The sequence below is a fragment of the Janthinobacterium sp. YR213 genome, from assembly GCF_900099875.1.
In the GTDB taxonomy this organism is placed as follows: Bacteria; Pseudomonadota; Gammaproteobacteria; order Burkholderiales; family Burkholderiaceae_D; genus Janthinobacterium; species Janthinobacterium lividum.
Genome location: NZ_FNDA01000008.1, coordinates 99,143 through 118,669 on the forward strand (window position 1 = coordinate 99,143; position 19,527 = coordinate 118,669).

The 19,527-nt window shown below is 63.2% G+C and carries 17 protein-coding genes; 16 read left to right on the plus strand and 1 reads right to left on the minus strand.

Going from position 1 to position 19,527, the window contains the following annotated elements; all coding sequences use genetic code 11:
• The first annotated feature begins 116 nt into the window (after positions 1-116).
• The 5 genes from BLT98_RS26915 to BLT98_RS26935 all read left to right on the plus strand — a co-directional run bounded on the left by BLT98_RS26915 (position 117) and on the right by BLT98_RS26935 (position 7,890).
• Positions 117-2,282 (plus strand): M3 family metallopeptidase, encoded by a 2,166-nt coding sequence (locus tag BLT98_RS26915; protein ID WP_244517735.1) that lies wholly within the window; start codon positions 117-119, stop codon positions 2,280-2,282.
• Positions 2,283-2,506: 224 nt separating this feature from the next.
• The gene (locus tag BLT98_RS26920; protein WP_092613209.1) at positions 2,507-4,660 is read left to right on the plus strand and encodes a M3 family metallopeptidase; all 2,154 of its coding nucleotides are present in this window, start codon (positions 2,507-2,509) and stop codon (positions 4,658-4,660) included.
• Between the two features lie 109 nt (positions 4,661-4,769).
• A complete protein-coding gene (locus BLT98_RS26925) occupies positions 4,770-4,982 on the plus strand; it encodes a VF530 family protein (RefSeq protein WP_034780902.1) in 213 nt (70 codons plus the stop codon).
• 11 nt (positions 4,983-4,993) lie between these two features.
• Positions 4,994-5,272: a DUF4404 family protein gene (locus tag BLT98_RS26930; RefSeq protein ID WP_034753883.1), complete on the plus strand. Its 279-nt coding sequence runs from the start codon at positions 4,994-4,996 to the stop codon at positions 5,270-5,272.
• A gap of 356 nt (positions 5,273-5,628) precedes the next feature.
• On the plus strand, positions 5,629-7,890 hold the full coding sequence (locus tag BLT98_RS26935; protein WP_211615120.1) for a YgiQ family radical SAM protein: 2,262 nt from the start codon (positions 5,629-5,631) through the stop codon (positions 7,888-7,890).
• 199 nt (positions 7,891-8,089) lie between these two features.
• On the opposite strand, the gene BLT98_RS29620 is transcribed toward BLT98_RS26935, so the two are convergent.
• On the minus strand, positions 8,090-8,404 hold the full coding sequence (locus BLT98_RS29620; protein WP_034780900.1) for a hypothetical protein: 315 nt from the start codon (positions 8,402-8,404) through the stop codon (positions 8,090-8,092).
• A gap of 40 nt (positions 8,405-8,444) precedes the next feature.
• On the opposite strand from BLT98_RS29620, the gene BLT98_RS26940 reads away from it, so the two are divergent.
• From BLT98_RS26940 to rbsD, 11 genes are all read left to right on the plus strand, one after another.
• On the plus strand, positions 8,445-9,209 hold the full coding sequence (locus tag BLT98_RS26940) for a hypothetical protein (protein WP_139179385.1): 765 nt from the start codon (positions 8,445-8,447) through the stop codon (positions 9,207-9,209).
• 45 nt (positions 9,210-9,254) lie between these two features.
• Entirely contained in the window at positions 9,255-9,980 is a 726-nt protein-coding gene (locus BLT98_RS26945) for a hypothetical protein (RefSeq protein WP_139179386.1), read from the plus strand.
• A gap of 66 nt (positions 9,981-10,046) precedes the next feature.
• The gene (locus tag BLT98_RS26950; RefSeq protein WP_092613221.1) at positions 10,047-11,162 is read left to right on the plus strand and encodes a zinc ribbon domain-containing protein; all 1,116 of its coding nucleotides are present in this window, start codon (positions 10,047-10,049) and stop codon (positions 11,160-11,162) included.
• Between the two features lie 8 nt (positions 11,163-11,170).
• The gene (locus BLT98_RS26955; RefSeq protein WP_092613224.1) at positions 11,171-12,253 is read left to right on the plus strand and encodes a zinc ribbon domain-containing protein; all 1,083 of its coding nucleotides are present in this window, start codon (positions 11,171-11,173) and stop codon (positions 12,251-12,253) included.
• Positions 12,254-12,415: 162 nt separating this feature from the next.
• Positions 12,416-13,297 (plus strand): EamA family transporter, encoded by an 882-nt coding sequence (locus BLT98_RS26960; RefSeq protein WP_092613228.1) that lies wholly within the window; start codon positions 12,416-12,418, stop codon positions 13,295-13,297.
• A gap of 232 nt (positions 13,298-13,529) precedes the next feature.
• Positions 13,530-14,465 (plus strand): sugar ABC transporter substrate-binding protein, encoded by a 936-nt coding sequence (locus tag BLT98_RS26965; protein ID WP_225317250.1) that lies wholly within the window; start codon positions 13,530-13,532, stop codon positions 14,463-14,465.
• An 84-nt stretch (positions 14,466-14,549) separates the two neighbouring features.
• Positions 14,550-16,100 carry a sugar ABC transporter ATP-binding protein gene (locus tag BLT98_RS26970; protein WP_092613231.1) on the plus strand — a complete coding sequence of 517 codons (1,551 nt, stop codon included), beginning with the start codon at positions 14,550-14,552 and terminating at the stop codon, positions 16,098-16,100.
• A 17-nt stretch (positions 16,101-16,117) separates the two neighbouring features.
• A complete protein-coding gene (locus BLT98_RS26975; RefSeq protein WP_034780885.1) occupies positions 16,118-17,089 on the plus strand; it encodes an ABC transporter permease in 972 nt (323 codons plus the stop codon).
• A gap of 14 nt (positions 17,090-17,103) precedes the next feature.
• On the plus strand, positions 17,104-18,162 hold the full coding sequence (locus BLT98_RS26980; RefSeq protein WP_092613234.1) for a LacI family DNA-binding transcriptional regulator: 1,059 nt from the start codon (positions 17,104-17,106) through the stop codon (positions 18,160-18,162).
• Complete coding sequence (rbsK, locus tag BLT98_RS26985; protein WP_092613236.1) at positions 18,159-19,067, plus strand: ribokinase; 909 nt, start codon at positions 18,159-18,161, stop codon at positions 19,065-19,067. The genes BLT98_RS26980 and rbsK overlap by 4 nt, the downstream gene beginning before the upstream one ends.
• Before the next feature lie 13 nt (positions 19,068-19,080).
• Positions 19,081-19,473: a D-ribose pyranase gene (rbsD, locus tag BLT98_RS26990; RefSeq protein ID WP_034780878.1), complete on the plus strand. Its 393-nt coding sequence runs from the start codon at positions 19,081-19,083 to the stop codon at positions 19,471-19,473.
• Positions 19,474-19,527 lie beyond the last annotated feature (54 nt).

Below are 19,527 nucleotides of genomic sequence, written 5' to 3' on the forward strand. Positions count from 1 at the left end.
TACCCGCCGACCCGTTAAGGTCAGTCGTTGCGGGTGACGCAAGTGTGTCAGGCTGTTATTATTTCAAGCTGGCCCGCGACACAATCGCGGCTCTCTTGCGCTCCTAGAAAGTAGACATGACCCGTCCAACAATGCTCGTCATCGCCGCCAGCCTGATGCTGGCGCCAGCCGCTGCCGCTTTTGCCGCCACCGCCACCACAGCGCCTGCCACTGCCGCCACCGCGGCGGCATCGCTGCCCGCTTCGAACCCGTTTGCGCAGGCCAGCAGCCTGCCATTCAACTATCCGCCGTTCGACAAGGTGCAGGACGCCGACTACGCGCCCGCCTTTACGGCAGGCATGGCCGCCAACCTGGCGGAAATCAACGCGATTGCGAATAACAAGAAGCCAGCTACCTTCGACAACACCATCGTGGCCATGGAACGCTCGGGCCAGTTGCTGAGCCGCGTGCGCACCGTGTTTTCCGTGATGTCCGGTTCGAACACGAACGAGACGATCCAGGGCCTGGAACGCGAACTGGCGCCGAAGATGGCGGCCCATAGCGACGCGATCATGCTCAACGACAAATTGTTCAAGCGCATCGATACCCTGTACGCCAAGCGCGACAAGCTGGGCCTGGATGCGGAATCGAAACGTCTGCTGGAACGCTACCACACCGATTTTGTACGCGCCGGCGCCAAGCTGTCGGCGGCGGACAAGGAAAAGCTGCGCGCCTACAACGGCCAACTGGCTGCCCTGTCGACCAAGTTCGCGCAGAACGTGCTGAAGGAATTGAACGCCTCGGCCGTCGTCGTCGATACGCGCGAAGAACTCGACGGCCTGTCGCCGGCCGCCATCGAGGTGGCTGCCGGCCTGGCCAAGAAGCGCGGCCTGGATGGCAAGTATGTGATCGCCCTCGTCAATACGACGGGCCAGGCGCCGCTGGCGCTGCTGACCAACCGCGCCTTGCGCGAACGCATCATGGCCGCTTCGCAAGCGCGCGGCAGCCGTGGCGGTGAATTTGACAATACCCAGGAAGTGCTGGAACTGGCAAAACTGCGCGCCGAACGTGCCGCGCTGATGGGCTACCCGAACTACGCGGCGTATTCGCTGGAAGACCAGACGGCGCACGACACGACCGCCGTGAACGCTCTGCTGGGCGAACTGGCGAAGCCGGCCGTCGTCAACGCGCGCCGTGAAGCGGACGATATCCAGAAGGTCATCGATGCAGGCAAAGGCGGCTTCAAGGTGGGCGCTGCCGACTGGGCCTTCTATAGCGACAAGGTGCGCGCCGAACGCTACAACTTCGACGAGACTCAGTTGAAACCGTACTTTGAAATGCACAGCGTGCTGACCAAGGGCGTGTTCTTTGCTGCTGGCAAGTTGTATGGCTTGACCTTCAAGCAGCGCACCGACTTGCCCGTCTACAACACCGACATGCTGGTGTACGACGTCTTCAATGAAGACGGCACGCAGCTGGCCATCTTTACGCTCGACCCTTACGCACGCAGCAACAAGCGCGGCGGCGCCTGGGCGAATGCCTACGTGGGCCAGTCGAGCTTGCTGAACCGCAAGCCGGTGATTGCGAATAACCTCAACATTCCAAAGCCGGAAGCGGGCCAGCCGACCCTGATGACGTTTGACGAAGTCAACACCATGTTCCACGAATTCGGCCATGCGCTGCACGGCATGTTTTCGAACGTGAAATACCCACGCTTTGCCGGCACCAGCGTGCCGCGCGACTTCGTCGAATACCCGTCGCAAGTCAATGAAATGTGGGCGCTGTGGCCGGAAGTGCTGCAAAACTATGCCAAGCACTATCAGACGGGCGCGGCTATCCCGGTCGAACTGCTGGCGAAAGTGACGGCGGCCGACAATTTCAACCAGGGCTATAAAACCACGGAATACCTGGCATCGGCCCTGCTGGACCAGCGCTGGCACCAGCTGACCCCGGCACAGATCCCGACCGACGTGCTGGCGTTTGAAAAAGCCGCCTTGACGGATGCCGGCGTCGATTTCGCCCCGGCGCCGCCGCGCTACCGCACCACGTATTTCTCGCACGCGTTCGCGGGCGGCTATTCGGCCGGCTACTACGCGTATCTGTGGTCGGAAAAGCTCGATGCCGACACGGTCGAGTGGTTCAAGGAAAACGGCGGCCTGACGCGCAAGAACGGCGACTGGTTCCGCAATAAACTGCTGTCGCGCGGCGGCAGCGCCGATGCGCTCGACATCTACCGCAACTTCCGCGGCCGCGATGCGAAGATCGAACCGCTGCTGGAACGCCGTGGCTTGAACGCCAAGTAATGCCCGTTCACCGGCCTGGCCGGTACTGAACATCGATGGCCGCCCCGCAACGGGCGGCCATTTTTATTTGGAGTTTTTGATTGTAAACCGTGGTAAATCGCGCATTTGGCGTGATGCACCACAGGATCGCCCATGTTGGATGACGCCTGTGTGACAGGCTGCTATGATCTGCCACTGGCCCGCGACGCGATCGCGGTTCTTCCCCGCGCTTCCTGAAAGATGTCATGATCCGTCCACAACTGCTCGTCATCGCCGCCAGCGTCATGCTGGCCCACGCCGCTCCGTCCGCCATGGCTGCCACCACCGCAAAATCCGCGCCCGCCGCTGCCGTCAGCGCCCAGAACCCCCTGCTCAAAGCGAGCCCGCTGCCATTCCAGATGCCGCAGTTCGGCCTGATCAAGGATGCGCACTATGCGCCGGCGTTTGCCGAAGGCATGAAACGCCAGCTGGCCGAAGTCAATGCGATTGCCAGCAACCGCCAGGCGCCCACGTTTGAAAACACCATCGTGGCCCTCGAGCGCACGGGGCAGCTGCTGCACCGCGTGCAAAGCATCTTCAGCAACATGACCTCGACCAACACGAACAGCGTGCTGGAAGCGGTGGAAGTGGACGTGTCGCCGAAGCTGGCCGCGCACGCCGATGCGATCACCCTGAATCCGAAACTGTTTACCCGCATCGACACCCTGTACGCCAAGCGCGACAAGCTGGGCCTCGACGCCGAATCCCTGCGCTTGCTGGAACGCTACCACACGGATTTCGTGCGCGCCGGCGCCAAGCTGTCCGATGCGGACAAGGAAAAATTGAAAGCCTACAACGCCGAGCAGGCGGGTCTGGAAACGGCCTTCGCGCAAAACGTGCTGAAGGAAACGAATGCCAAGAGCATCGTCGTCGACACGCGCGCCGAACTGGCCGGCATGACGGACAGCGATATCGATACGGCCGCCTCGGCAGCCAAGGAGCGCGGCTTGACGGGCAAGTTCGTCATCGCCCTCGTCAACACCAGCGGCCAGCCGCCGCTGGCCGTATTGACGGATCGCAAGACGCGCCAGCGCCTGATGGATGCGTCGCTGAACCGCGGCAGCCAGGGCGGCGAGTTCGACAACCGCGCCATCGTGCTGAAGCTGGCCAAATTGCGCGCCGAACGGGCGACCTTGCTCGGTTACGCCAATTACGCCGCCTACTCGCTGGAAGACCAGACGGCCAAGACGACCACGGCCGTCAACACCCTGCTGTCGGAATTGGCGAAACCGGCCGTTGCCAACGCGCGCCGCGAAGCGGCCGACCTGCAGCAAGTGGTCGATGCCGAGAAGGGCGGCTTCCAGGTGGCGGCCGCCGATTGGGCCATCTACACGGACAAGCTGCGCAAGCAACGTTTCAATTTCGATGAAAACGAGCTGAAACCGTACCTGGAATTGAACAGCGTGCTGAACAATGGCGTCTTCTTTGCCGCCAATAAACTCTACGGCATCAGCTTCAAGCAGCGCACTGATCTACCGGTGTACAACCCGGACGTGCGCGTCTACGACGTGCTCGACGCCAACGGCAAGCCGCTGGCCCTGTTCATCGCCGACTTCTATGCGCGCGGCAACAAGCATGGCGGCGCGTGGATGAATGAATACGTGTCGCAATCGTCGTTGATGGGCACGCATCCGGTGGTGGCCAACCAATTGAACATTCCGAAACCGCCCGCCGGCCAGCCGACCTTGCTGACGTTCGATGAAGTGACGACCATGTTCCACGAATTCGGCCATGCGCTGCACGGCATGTTTTCGAACGTGAAATACCCGCGCTTTGCCGGCACCAGCGTGCCGAGCGACTTCGTCGAGTATCCATCGCAAGTCAATGAAATGTGGGCCGTCTGGCCGGAAGTGCTGCAAAACTATGCCAAGCACTACCAGAGCGGCGCGGCGATGCCGCAGGAATTGCTCGACAAGGTCACGGCCGCGAAGAAATTCAACCAGGGTTTCATGACCACGGAATATCTGTCGGCCGCCCTGCTGGACCAGCGCTGGCACCAGCTCGCGCCGAGCCAGATCCCGACCGATGTGCTGGCTTTTGAGGCGGCATCGCTGAAGGATGCAGGCGTCGATTACGCGCCCGTGCCGCCGCGCTACCGCACCAGCTACTTCTCGCACAGCTTCTCGGGCGGCTACTCGGCAGCGTATTACGCCTACCTGTGGTCGGAAAAGCTGGACGCGGAATCGGTTAACTGGTTCAAGGAAAACGGCGGCCTGACGCGCAAGAATGGCGACTGGTTCCGCAGCAAATTGCTGTCGCGCGGCGGCAGCGTCGATGCGCTGCAACTGTTCCGCGACTTCCGCGGCCGCGATGCCACCGTGGAACCATTGCTGGAACGCCGCGGCTTGAACGCGAAGTAAGGCGTCCCCATCAGAAGCTTGCGTTGCGTTGACATGGCGCACGCAAGCTTTCCGTGCCGGCGGCGTAGAATTGAGTAAGATGTAAATAAGAAGGCAGTCGAAAGAGTATATGAGTCAGCAAGATTTGAATGGCATTACCCTGGAAGGTATCGTGACGCGTCTGCAGGCCCACTACGGTTGGGATGGCTTGGCCAAGCACATCGATATCAATTGCTTCATCAGCGATCCCAGCATCAAGTCGAGCCTGAAGTTTTTGCGCAAGACCCCGTGGGCCAGGAGCAAGGTGGAACAGCTGTACCTGGACACGCAATTTACTGACTGACAGGAAAAAACATGGATAGCAAACTCAAGGAATCGCTGCAACAACTGCATTCGACACTGGAAACCAGCGGCCCCGTCGATGAAGAACTGCATGGTTTGCTGCAAAAACTCGATGTCGACATCAAGTTGCTGATGGAAAAGCGCGCCGCGCAGGAACAGGAAGAAGAATCGACCACCTATGGACTGGCCGAGCGCAGCCAGGAATTGTCGGCCAAGTTTGCCGTCAAGCATCCGAAACTGGAGCCGGCGCTGCGGGAACTTGGTGAGATTCTCGCCAATATGGGTATCTGATGCACCTCTGAAAACCTACTGCGCAGCCCACTGCCGGGCATCCGTTGCTCACCGTACCTTCGTACGGCTCCGCTACTCAACCCGGCATTGAGCTTGCTCGCTACGGTTTTGAGAGGCGCCGAGACGATGTTGATGCCATGATAAAAACTGCTCCTCAGTCACAATTTCTCGATGGGAATTTCCCAAGTGATTGAAAAATAAACGTTTTTTGTACTGAAATCCAACAGTAAAAAGCAGGCCGTCAGGTTGGAAATGGCCAATTCCGGTACAATCCGTACCCTATGAGCTCCCCTACCAATTTATTTGCGACCGTTCCCAAGCGGTCTGCCCGCGCTGCCGTGGCGCCTTTCCTGCCGATGTCGCGTGCCGAGATGGACGCGCTGGGCTGGGACCAGTGCGACGTCATCCTCGTCACGGGCGACGCCTACATCGACCATCCGAGTTTCGGCATGGCCCTGGTCGGCCGTCTGCTCGAAGCGCAGGGTTACCGCGTCGGCATCATCAGCCAGCCGGACTGGCTGTCGGCCGACGCGTTCCGCATCCTCGGCAAGCCGCGCCTGTACTACGGCATTACCGCCGGCAACATGGATTCCATGGTCAACCAGTACACGGCCGACCGCAAGATCCGCTCCGACGACGCCTACACGGCGAATGCCGAACCGAACAAGCGCCCGGACCGCGCCGTCACCGTGTACGCCCAGCGCGCGCGCGAAGCGTATCCCGACGTGCCCGTGGTCATCGGCAGCATCGAGGCATCGCTGCGCCGCATCGCCCATTACGATTACTGGTCGGACAAGGTCCGCCGTTCCGTCTTGCCTGATTCCAAGGCTGATTTGTTGATCTTCGGCAATGCCGAACGGGCGCTGGTCGACCTGACCCACCGCCTGGCCGCCGGCGAATCGATCAAGGATATCCGTGACTTGCGCGGCACGGCCTTCATGGTGCCGTCCGGCTGGCTGCCCGGCGACGACTGGGGCGTGCACAATTCCACCCGCGTCGACGTGCCCGGCAAGGTCGATCCGCACTACAGCCCGTACGAGATGGTGCAGGAAGACAAGACCGCCTGCGCCACGGAAAATGCGTCGAAATCGGCCGAAGTCATCAAGCCGATCCGCATCATGAGCCGCGAAGAGCGCCTGGCCATGGCCAAGGAAAAGCATGACAAGACGGTGGTGCGCCTGCCTGCCTACGACGTCGTCAAGGACGATCCCGTCATGTATGCGCACGCGTCGCGCGTGTTCCACCTGGAATCGAATCCCGGCAATGCGCGCGCCATGGTGCAGGCGCACGGCGAACGCGACGTGTGGCTCAACCCGCCGCCGCTGCCGCTGGCCATGGACGAGATGGATGGCGTGTACGACATGAATTATGCGCGCGCGCCGCACCCGAGCTATGGCAAGGCGCATATCCCCGCCTGGGAAATGATCCGCTTTTCCGTCAACATCATGCGCGGTTGCTTCGGCGGCTGTACTTTCTGCTCGATCACGGAACATGAAGGCCGCATCATCCAGAGCCGTTCGGAACCGTCGATCCTGCGCGAAATCGAGCATATCCGCGATAAAACCAAAGGGTTTACGGGCACCATTTCCGATATGGGCGGTCCGACGGCGAATATGTATCGCCTGGCGTGCAAGGAAAAAGAGATCGAAGTTTCGTGCCGCCGCCTGTCCTGCGTGTACCCGTCCATCTGCGTGAACCTGGGCACGGACCACAGCAAGCTCATTTCCCTGTACCGCAAGGCGCGTGCCATTCCCGGCATCAAGAAAGTCTTGATCAGCTCGGGCTTGCGTTATGACCTGGCCGTGCGTTCCCCCGAGTACGTCAAGGAACTGGTGACGCACCACGTCGGCGGTTTGCTGAAGATTGCCCCTGAGCACACGGAAGAGGGCACCTTGTCGAAGATGATGAAGCCCGGCATCGGCGCGTATGACGAGTTCAAGGAAATGTTCGACCGTTTCTCCCTGGAAGCGGGCAAGAAGCAGTATTTGATCCCTTACTTTATCGCCGCCCATCCGGGCACGACGGACACGGACATGCTGAACCTGGCCCTGTGGCTGAAGAAAAACAATTTCAAGCTGGACCAGGTGCAAACCTTCATGCCCACGCCGATGGCCATGGCGACGACCATGTATCACACGCGCAAGAATCCTTTGCGCAAGGTGACGGCAGACTCGGAAGTGGTGGAAACGGCCCGCAGCGGCAAGATCCGCCGCACGCATAAAGCCTTCCTGCGCTACCAGGACCCGGCCAACTGGCCTATCCTGCGCGAAGCACTGGTCAACATGGGCCGTGGCGACTTGATCGGCAATGGCGACAAGCATTTGATCCCAGCCTGGACGTCGTCGGAATCGGGCGGCCTGGCCGCAGGCGAACGCAGCCGCCAGACGCATGGCGCCGGCACGCCGGACAAGTTCAAGGTTACGCCAGGCAAGAACCGCATCGCCCTGGGCGGCACGGCCGCCGCACCGAAGGCGAGCGCCGTCGAATCGAAAGTGCGTCCATCGATCTTGTCGACCATCAAGACCAAGGCCAAGCCGGCCGCCGTGCCGATGGGCCGTGGCAGCAAGCCGCCAGCCAAGGGCGGCCATGCTGCGCCGGCACGGGGCGGACGCAAGTAAACGACCTCGTGCCCTCGGGCATCAACTGAAAACCCGGCAACGCGTACTGCGTTGCCGGGTTTTTTGCTATCTGCGCCCCGGGATGGCTTGGCGGCAAGCCTTGGCAGCAGGATTTTTACCAATATTTAAAAAATGAATAGAGCAAAAGGCAATTTTCCCTTGTGGCAACTCGGTGTTTGAAAATATACTCGTTGGATATTTAGCCGTACGGCAACAAAGCTGCCATTCTGGCAAGCGCCAGCGTACGCGCCACCCAGTGTTTAGATGAAAAGAGATGCCAATTGAAATGCCTTTCCTGCCAGGCCGAGAATAAGCCGGGCGCAAAATTCTGCTCTTCCTGCGGCACGACGTTTGCCGCCGCTCCTGCCGCCGCCCCGCTGCCGGGCAAAGCCTGTGGCCAATGCGGCCATGACTGCAAGCCCGATGCCAAGTTCTGCCCCAAGTGCGCATTCAGCTTTGCCGTGGCGCCAGTGGCGTCGCCGGCACCGGTTCTTGAGCCGATTATTGAGCCCATTCCTGAGGTTATTCCTGAGCCGATTCCTGAACCGGTGCGTGTGTTCGTTCCTGAGCCCGTGCCGGTGGCAGAAGCGGTCGCGGAAGCTGTCCCGGAACCGATTCCCGTTTCCATCCCGGCGCCAGTCGCGCCGCCGCCACCGCCACCGCCCGTGCTGGAAAAGCGCCGTGCCGATCCCGTGCCTGCACCGGAACCAGAAGCCACGCCCGCACCCGTGGCAGACAGCGTTCCCGACACGCCGGTTGACAGCCAACCGGGCGGCAACCGCATGAAACTGGTCGCCGCAGCCGTCGCCGCGGTGGTGCTGCTGGGCGGTGCGGGCGCTTACTATTTCTTGTCCGGCAAGCCGGCTGCACCGGCATCCGAACCCGTTCCAGCCTTGCCCGCGCTGGAGGACCCTGCGCCTGCCGCCGAGCAGCCGCTGGCCATCAGCGACCCTGCGCTCGATGGCGCCACGACGGCCGATTTTGCCGCGACACCTGCTGCGGAGCCTGAGCCAGCGGCAGCTCCCGCACCTGCTCCGGCGCCAGCGCCGGCACCGGCACCCGTCGTGGAAAAACCAGCCAAGCCCGTCAAGGTGACCCCGCCACCGGCGCCTGTCAAACAGACGACCGGCCTGGAAAGCGTCATCACGGAGAGCCTGTCGGAAGCGAGCCATTGCATGAGCCAGCGTAAATACGACTGTGCCATTGCCAACGCGAATGCCGTGTTGCGCATGGACACGGGCAACCGCTACGCGCTCGATATCAAGCGCAAGGCGAAAGAAGCGCAGGACAAGGCGCTGTCGCAAATTCAGATCGAGTAAGCCGCTGCTTGCCTCCCCACTATTTTGATCCTCCTGGAGAATGACGTGAAAAACTTGAAACAAATGGCCAAGCCCATGGTGGCGATGCTGGTCGTGTCCTCGATGCTGGCCGGCTGCGCCGCGCCGGGCGGCCCTGGCGCCACCGGCAATACCACCAACGCAGGCACGGAAGCGGCCAGCGGCGAATGCAATACGGCCATGCTGGCCGGCATCGGCGCCGTCGTGGGCGGCTTGCTGGGCGGCGGCAACAATACCGTGCGCGGCGCGGCGCTGGGCGCCAGCCTGGGCGCGCTTGCCTGCGTGGCCTTGAATTATCAAAGCCAGCAAGTCAAGACGGCGCAGCAGGTGCAGACCGACTACAAGGTGGCCAACAAGGGCAAGCTGCCCGAGCAGTCGACCCTGGTGAAATACGAGACGGGCTTTACGCCATCTTCCGTGCGTCCGGGCCAGAAGGCGCAGACCAATTCGTATATCGAAGTGGCGGCCGGCACGCGCGATCCGAACCCGCTGGTGGAAGAGGAATTGAGCCTGTACAAGCCAAATGGCGAGCTGATCAAGACTGTGCGCAAGGTCGTCAGCAGCAATAACGGCAGCGGCGCCTACAAGGGCGGCTTCTCGATTCCCATGCCGGAAGGCGTGCCGCAGGGCATTTACCCGGTGCGCACGGCGCTGTACCTGAATAGCAAGCGCGTCGGCGGCCAGGACGTCAAGCTGCAGATCGTCCAGCGCCAGGCGCCCGCGAGCGAGCTGCAACTGGCGCTCGCCTACTAACACCTTGGTACCACGGGGCGGCCCGGCAGGCCGCTCCATTCCCGATTCATTTCCACTAGGCTTTACATGACCACTTCCACCGAAGCACATCAACCTCTTCCCTTTTCTTCCGCCGTAGGCTCGCTGATCGAAGCGACCGATGCCATCAAGAACTTCCGCGCGATTGCCCTGCTGGCCCTGACCTTCATCGGCGCCGTGCTCGTCGGTGGCGTGCTGGCGACGCTTGCCGGCGGCATGAGCAGTCCGCTGCTGGCCTTTTTCGGCGGCTTGATGGCCTTCCTCGTGATGTTCTACGGTTCCAACGCCGTGGGCATCCTGCTGATGCGCGATGCGCAAGGCCAGCCGGGCATGAGCCTGGTGGATGCCGTGCTCGTTTCGCTGTACACGAGCCACCGCCTGATCGCGGTCGTCTTCCTTGAATTCCTGATCGTGCTGGCGGCCATGATCGCCATCGCCATCATCTTGTTTGTCTGCAAGATCCCCGTGCTCGGCCCCGTGCTGTACACGGTTGTCTTCCCGCTGTCGGCCATCGTGCTGGGCGTGCTGGTGTTTGCGCTGTTCTACGTGATGTTGCCGCTGGCCGGTCCTGCCGCCTGGTCGGGTGCCAGCGTGTTCCAGATCATTGCCCGTCTGAACCTGATCGTGCGCACCAAGCTGGTGTCCGTGATCTTGCTGGAAGTGCTGCTGTTCCTGATCACCTCGTTTGTGGCCCTGCTGATCTTTGGCGTGCTCGGTACCGGCGTGTCGCTGACCAGCGGCATGTCCGCAGGCATCCTGGGCCTGGGCGGCCAGATGAACATGTATTCCCTGGCTTCGGGTCTGAGTGGCGGTTCCGGCTACATCATCGCAGCCGGCCTGGGCGGCGGCTTGCTGCTGGCGGCCGCGGCCGTAGTGCCTGGCCTGATCTTTACCAAGGGCGTGTGCATCATTTACCTGAACGCCACGCGTAATGTCGATTTCAGCGCCTCGGAAGCAAGCCTGAACGACGGTCTGGCGACGGTCAAGAAAAAAGCCGAGGAAGCGCGTGAACGCGCGCGCGCCCTGGCCGAGCAGGCGACTGCCCCAGCCGCACCTGCCACGCCGGCTGCCGCACCTGTTGATAGCCTGCAATGCCCAAGCTGCAAGGCACCGGTCGCGTCCGATGACGTGTTCTGCGGCGAATGCGCGCATAAACTCAAGTAAGGCATACCATGGCTCACTTCTGCACCAAATGCGGCACCGCCTATGTCCCCGGCGCGCGCTTCTGCGATGAATGCGGCAAGGCCGTGAACGCCGCCGCAGCAGCCGCTCCGGCGCCCGCCACGCCGGCCAGGCCGGCTGGTGTGCAGCGGCGCCACCTCATCCTTGCCGGCGGTGCGCTGGCGGTGGTCATCGTGGCCGGTGGCGCCCTGGCGTGGCTGCTGGCGCCAGAGGCGGCCTCGGCCAGCAGTTTCAGCCGCGCCATCGATACCCACCTGGCGGCCGACGAGGCGGTGCGCGACAAGCTGCTGTGCCTCACCAACTTGCCGTACCAGAAGGAAGAGATCCGCGTGGCCTCGTACGACACTTCTACCCGGCAATGGCTCGATATTCTCGTGCGTAGCGGACTGTACAGCGCTCCCGTGGAGCAAAGCAGCGGTGGCTGGGTTGCGCAATCGCAATTTGTCTACGCGCTGGCTGCACCGGGCAAGGCGGCCTTGCGCGGCGACAAGCTGTGCGTGGCCAAGGGCGTGAAAGTGGCCAAGGTCAGCGGCTACGATCAGGTGCGCGACCTGGGCGCACAGCAAGTGGCGATGGCCAAGGCCACCCTGGCATTGACCGATGAGGCGGCATGGTTCGCCAAGTCGGCGGACCGCGCGCTGATCCTGCAACGCTTGCCGGATGGCGACCTGGAAGTGCGGTTGCCGCTGGCGCTGGTCGACAAGCAGTGGCAAGTCATCGACGAAGCGCAGATGAGCCAGGCGGCCATGACTGGTGTGATAGGCACAGCACCGGCCGGGCAGGGAGCGGGCATGCTGGACAAGCTGAAGAGCGCGTTCCGCTTTGGCGGCCACCCGGCGGTGGGGAAATGGCAGGCGACGATGGGCAATGTCCTGGAATTTACAAGTGACAGCGTGATCAATAACGGAACGTCGACCAAGGCCACCTTCACCACCAAGGGCAATACCGTGACGATCGCGCCGGAAGGCGGGGGCGAGGCGGCCATGGACATCATCGTCAGCGACGATGGCAGCACGGCGCAGATCAGCATGGGCGGCATGCGGGTGACGACCCTGCGGCGCATGCGCGATTAAGTCCTGATCCAGGCGGTGCAGCTTGCCGCCTTGTATCCTTCGCGGAGCCCGGCCATGCCGGGCTTTTTTACGCTTGTCATCCGGCGGCGCAGCGAATGATTTATCTTGACATCAAGATAGTTCGCGCCCACACTCGCTTTATCTTAATGTCGAGATAGTTGTATGGCCTCTTCCTCCGTCCGTCCCGCCTGGGGCGACATTCTGCTCACGGCGCTGGCGCCCCTGATCTGGGGTTCCACGTACATCGTCACGTCCGAACTGCTGCCGCCGGACCGGCCCTTCACGGCGGCCCTGATCCGCGTGCTGCCGGCCGGCTTGCTGTTGCTGCTGGTCATGCGGCGCCTGCCCGCGCGGCGCGACTGGATCCGCGTACTGCTCCTGTCCGCGCTGAATATCGGCGTGTTCCAGGCCCTGCTGTTCGTGGCCGCCTACCGCTTGCCTGGCGGCCTGGCGGCCGTGGTGGGGGCCATCCAGCCGCTGCTGGTGATGGGCCTGGCCTGGGGTGTGGAAGGGCGCCGTCCGGCCCGCCTGGCCTTGCTTGCCAGCGTGCTGGGCGTGGCCGGCATGGGCGTTTTATTGTTGTCGCCGCGCACGGTATGGGAACCCGTCGGCATCGCCGCCGCGCTGGGCGGCACGGCGTGCATGGCGGCCGGCACCTATCTGACGCGGCGCTGGAAGCCGGCCTTGCCCGTGCTGGCGCTGACGGGCTGGCAATTGCTGCTCGGCGGCCTGATGCTGGCGCCCGTCGCCTGGCTGGCCGACGCACCGCTGCCGGCCTTGTCGCTGCAGCAAGTATTGGCCTACGCTTACCTGTGCCTGGCCGGCGCCCTGCTGGCGTATGCGCTGTGGTTCCGCGGCATCGCCCGCCTGTCGCCCGTGGCCGTCTCCTCGTTGGGACTGCTCAGTCCCCTGATGGCCGTCGTGCTGGGCTGGGCCGTGCTGGGGCAGGCGATGACGGGCTGGTCGATGCTGGGCTTGCTGCTGGTACTGGCCAGCGTGCTGGCCGTGCAATGGGCCAGCGCCCGTCCCGCAATAAAGTCCTGACATCCGCGCATTTCCCCTCGGCAGGCTGATCGCATCAGCCTGCCCCTTTCCCTCTGGGCGCTGCCTTTTTGCTGCACCGCACATACAGTTTTGCTTGCACTGGTATGGGGCATTGAGGCACTATTCGCTTCGCGCAAACGTTTGCGCGCAACGAATTTCCTAAAAAGCATGCAGTACACGTGCTTGACCAACAACTCTGGAGACGCTCATGACATCCCGTATTCGCCTGAAAATGATTGCCGCCGCTGTCCTCGTGTGTGCCTTGCCCGCCGTGCCGGCGATGGCGCAGACGCCAGCCAAACCAAAGGTGGCATTGGTGATGAAGTCGCTCGCCAATGAATTTTTCCTGACCATGGAAAATGGCGCCAAGGCGCATCAGAAGGCCAATGCCGCCAAGTACGACTTGCTGTCGAACGGCATCAAGGATGAAACGGATACGTCGAGCCAGATCAAGCTGGTCGAGCAAATGATCGTTTCGCGCGTCAATGCGCTGGTGATCGCGCCGGCCGACTCGAAGGCGCTGGTGCCGGTGCTGAAAAAAGCCATCGACGCGGGCATCATCGTCGTCAATATCGACAACAAGCTCGACGCGGGCGCCCTGAAAGAGAAGGGCATTTCCGTGCCATTCGTCGGCCCGGACAACCGCAAGGGCGCCAAGGTGGTCGGCGATTACCTGGCCCAGCAGATCAAGAAGGGCGACCCCGTCGGCATCATCGAAGGCGTGTCCACCACCTACAACGCGCAGCAGCGTACCCTGGGCTTCCAGGACGCCATGAACGCGGCAGGCGCCAAGGTCGTCAGCGTGCAGTCGGGCCAGTGGGAAATTGCCCCGGCCAACACGGTGGCGGCCGCCATGCTGAACGCCAATCCGAATATCAAGGCTTTGCTGTGCGGTAACGACAACATGGCCATCGGCGCCATTTCCGCCATCAAGGCGGCCGGCAAGACGGGCAAAGTGCTCGTCGTCGGCTACGACAACATCAACGCCATCAAGCCGATGCTGGCCGATGGCCGCGTGCTGGCTACCGCCGACCAGTTCGGTTCGCAGCAAGCCGTGTTCGGCATCGAGACCGTGCTGAAAGCCCTGGCGCAGAAGAAGAAACAGGCCGAGCTTGGTGGCGTCATCGAAACCAAGGTCGAACTGGTCGCCAAGGGCGCCAAGTCCTGATCGTTTGATCCCGCCGGGGCCGGCGCCTGCGTACTCACCGAGTAGGCGGCGCCGGCCCCGCCGCCACTACCGCGGAGTTTTATCATGCCCACCGACATTTCACCGGCGCCAGCCGCCATCCCCTTGTTAACGCTCGACAACATTGGCAAGTCCTATGTCGGCCCCGTCCTCGGTGGCGTGGGCCTGCGCTTCGCCCCTGGCCAGGTGCTGGCGCTGACGGGAGAGAACGGCGCGGGCAAGAGCACGCTGTCGAAGATCATCTGCGGCCTGGAGCAAGCCACCACGGGCACGATGCTGCTTGACGGCAAGCCTTACCAGCCCGCCTCGCGCGGCGCCGCCGAAGCGCTGGGCATCCGCATGGTGATGCAGGAACTCAATCTGATTCCCACCCTGTCGATCGCGGAAAACCTGTACCTGAAAAACCTGCCGCAGCGTTTCGGTTTCATCGACCGTACGCGCCTGGAGCGCGACGCGCGCGAACAGATGGAGAAAGTGGGCCTGGGCGGCCTCGACCCGTGGACTTTGGTCGGCGAACTGGGCATCGGCCACCAGCAGATGATCGAGATCGCGCGCAATCTGATCGGCGCCTGCCGCCTGCTGGTGCTCGACGAGCCGACGGCCATGCTGACGCACCGCGAAGTGGAATTGCTGTTCCTGCAAATCGAACGCCTGAAAGCCGAAGGCGTGTGCATCATCTATATTTCCCACCGCCTGGAAGAACTCAAGCGCGTGGCCGACCGCATCGCCGTGCTGCGCGACGGCCAGCTCGTGTGCGACGACGATATCGCGGGCCACTCCGCCGCCGACCTGGTCAGCCTGATGGTGGGCCGCTCGGCCGACGATGCCGTCGACCTGAGCGGGCGCACCATCGGCGCGCCGCTGCTGCGCGTACGCGGCCTGGCGCGCGGCAAGGTCGTCAACCCGACCTCGTTTGACTTGCGCGCCGGCGAAATCCTCGGCATCGCCGGCCTGATCGGCTCGGGCCGCACGGAATTGCTGCGCCTGATCTTTGGCGCCGACCGCGCCGACGCGGGCGAGGTGTTCCTCGGCGACAGCGCGACGCCCGCCGCCTTGCACTCGCCGCAGGCAGCAGTGAAAGCCGGCATCGCCATGATCACGGAAGACCGCAAGGGCCAGGGCTTGTTGCTGCGCCAGTCGATTGCCGTCAACACGACCCTCGCGTCGCTCGATACCGTCAGCGGCGCCGGCTGGCTCAACGATACGGCCGAAGCGTCGGTGGCCGACGACTACATCCAACGCCTGGGCATCCGCTCGCGCAACAGCGCGCAAACGGTGGCCGAGCTGTCCGGCGGCAACCAGCAAAAGGTGGTGATCGCCCGCTGGCTGTACCGCGACTGCCCCGTGATGCTGTTCGACGAGCCCACGCGCGGCATCGATATCGGCGCCAAGTTTGATATTTATCAGGTGCTGGCCGAACAGGCGCGCCAGGGCAAGGGCCTCGTCATCGTTTCGAGCGACTTGCGCGAACTGATGCTGATTTGCGACCGCATCGCCGTCATGAGCGCGGGCAGCATCGTCGACACCTTCGAGCGCGGCGCCTGGAGCCAGGACGCCCTGCTGTCGGCCGCCTTCTCCGGCTATTTGACCCCCACTTCCACTCCAGCTGCGGCCTGATCGCCGGAAAGATTCCCATGACCACCAATTCCTCTCCTTCGTATCTGCAGCGCAGCCTGGCCGACCTGAAAAACTATGCGGGCCTGATCGGCGCCCTGGTCGCCATGTGCGTGCTGTTCTCGTTTGCCAGCGAAAACTTCTTTACCCTGGCGACCTTGAGCACCCTGTCGAACAACATCCCGACCCTGGTGGTGATGGCTGTCGGCATGACGTTCGTGCTGATCATCGGCGGCATCGATTTATCGGTCGGTTCCGTGATGGCCCTGGCCGCTTCCGTGCTGTCGCTGGCCGTCGTGCATTGGGGCTGGCCCGTGTGGAGCGCGGCCCTGCTGGGCATGTTCGTCGCGGCCCTGTGCGGCGCCACCACGGGCCTGATTTCCGTCGGCTGGCGCATTCCCTCGTTCATCGTGTCCCTGGGCGTGCTGGAAATGGCACGGGGCCTCGCGTACCAAGTGACGAACTCGCGCACGGAATACATCGGCAGCGCCGTTGACGGCATCAGTTCGCCGATCGCCTTCGGCCTGTCGCCCGCTTTCATCGCCTCGATCGCCATCGTTGTCATCGGCCACCTGGTGCTCACTCGCACGGTGCTGGGACGCCACTGGATCGGCATCGGCACGAATGAAGAAGCCGTGCGTTTGTCCGGCATCAATACGAAGCCGTCGAAAGTACTGGTGTTTGCCTTGATGGGCTTTCTCGCCGGCGTGGGCGCGCTGTTCCAGGTGTCGCGCCTGGAAGCGGCCGACCCGAACGGCGGCGTAGGCATGGAATTGCAAGTGATCGCCGCCGTCGTGATCGGCGGCACGAGCCTGATGGGTGGGCGCGGTTCCGTCATCAGCACCTTTATCGGCGTATTGATCATTTCCGTGCTGGAAGCGGGCCTGGCGCAAGTGGGCGTGTCCGAACCCGTGAAACGCATCGTCACGGGCCTGGTGATCGTCGCGGCCGTGGTGCTCGACACCTACCGCCGCCGCGGCGAACGCGCCTAAGCGCCACATCGCCCATGGCAACCATCAAACAAGTGGCGCAGGCGGCGGGGGTGTCGTTTACCACCGTCTCGCACGTCCTCAACAATACCCGCCCAGTCAGCGACGAGGCGCGCCGCGCCGTGCTGGCGGCGGCGGAGCAATTGCATTACGTGCCCAGCGCGCTGGCGCGTTCCTTGCGCAGCCGCAGCACGGGCACTATCGGCCTGATCATTCCGAATAATACGAACCCGTATTTCTCGGAAGTGGCGCGCGGCATCGAGGACAGTTGCTACGCGGCCGGCTACAGCGTGATCCTGTGCAATTCCGATGACGACCCCGTCAAGCAGCGCGACTATCTGAACGTGCTGCTGACCAAGCGCTGCGACGGCCTGATTCTGTCCGCGCTTGCCGACAGCGATGGCGAATTGCTGCGCAAGATGAAGGTGCCGGCCGTGCTGCTGGACCGCGCGCCCAGCGACCTGTCCATCGATGCCGTGGCCGTCGACAACCGCGCCGGCGGTGCCCTTGCCGCGCGCCATCTGCTGGAGCTGGGACGCCGGCGCCTCGCCTGCATCGCCGGTCCCCGCGAAGTGAGCATCTCGAATGAACGCATAGCCGGCATGCGCGGCACCATGGCGGAGGCGGGCGTGGCTCTGGCCGACGCCCTGTGCCGCCATGGCGATTTCACGAGCGCGGGCGGCTATGCGGCCACGCTGGACTTGCTGGCGCTGCCGCCAGGCCAGCGCCCCGACGCCTTGTTCTGCTGCAATGACTTGATGGCCTTCGGCGCCTTGCGCGCCGCCGCCGAGCGCGGGATTGCCGTGCCGGGCGAACTGGCCGTCGTCGGCTTCGACGATATCGACCTGGCCAGCTTCGTGCATCCGGCCTTGACCAGCGTGGCGCAAAATACGCGCGAGCTGGGCCGCATCACGGCCGCCTGCCTGCTGGCGCGCATTGCCGACCCCGCCCTGCCGCGCCAGCAGCGCAGCATTGCGCCCGCACTGCACGTGCGCGGCTCCAGCGTGGCTGCCGCTGTACCTTCTTCCGCACCTACTTCTTCACCTGCAACTGAACTGATGGGAATGACATCATGATCGTGGTTATCGGCAGCATCAATATGGACCTGGTCTTGCGCGTGCCGCGCATGCCCCTCCCCGGCGAAACCCTGACGGGCGGCGCCTTTCGAACCATTCCTGGCGGCAAGGGCGCCAACCAGGCCGTCGCCTGCGCGCGCCTGAGCGGCAAGGTGGCCGGTGCCCAGCAAGTGGCCATGATCGGCTGCGTGGGCGACGACGCGTTCGGCGCGACCCTGCGCGCGGCGCTCGTTGGCGACGGCATCATCGACAGCCACGTCACGACCTTGCCGGGCGTGGCGTCCGGCATCGCTTCCATCCTGGTGGACGACAACGGCCAGAACAGCATCGTGATCGCCGGCGGCGCCAACGATCTGCTCAGCCCTGCGCACATTGACGCGGCGCAAGGCTTGATCGAACAGGCGGATATTGTCGTGCTGCAGCTGGAAACGCCGATGGCTACCGTCGTGCACGCGATCAAGCTGGCCCGTTCGCTGGGCAAGACCGTGGTGCTGAACCCGGCCCCGGCCGCCAGCCTGCCGGAAGGCGTGCTGGAACTGGTTGACTACCTGATTCCGAATGAAATCGAAGCGGCCATGCTGGCCGGCGTCAGCCCGGAAGGCGCGGATGCCAAGGCGCTGGCCGCGGCGCTGCAAAAGCTGGGCAGCGACAACGTCATCATCACCCTGGGTTCCAAGGGCGTGCACGCGGCCCTGTACGGCGGCGACTTCACCTTCCCCGCCGAAGTGGTGAAAGCCGTCGACACGACGGCCGCCGGCGACACCTTCATCGGCGGCTTTGTGGCAGGCCTGGCATCCGGCATGGACGAGGCGGAAGCCATCCAGCAAGGCCAGCGCGCGGCTGCCTGGAGCGTCACCAAGCCCGGCGCGCAAACGTCGATCCCCCACTTGCACGAGCTGTTCTAACGACACCACGCCCATGAAAAAATCACCGCTGCTCAATATCGCACTGTCGCAACTGATCGCGTCGCTGGGCCATGGCGACATGCTCGTCATCGGCGACGCGGGCTTGCCGTCGCAACCGGGCGTGCCCCTGATCGACCTGGCCCTGACGCGCGGCATCCCCGGCTTCATCGATACCGTCAACACGGTATTAAGCGAAATGCAGGTGGAATACCATTTGCTCGCCAGCGAGTTGCCGCAGCATAATCCGGCCATGGCGGCGCAGGTGGCGGCCCTGGCTTTGCCCGATGCGCGCCAGGTGACGCACGACGAGTTCAAGCAATTGAGCAAGGGCGCGCGCGCCATCGTGCGCACGGGCGAGTGCAGTCCGTACGCCAACGTGATTTTGGTGGCCGGCGTCGTGTTCTAGCGCAAACAAACGCGAAATTGTTTGCCAAAAACATCAACGCTATTGTCCTCACTG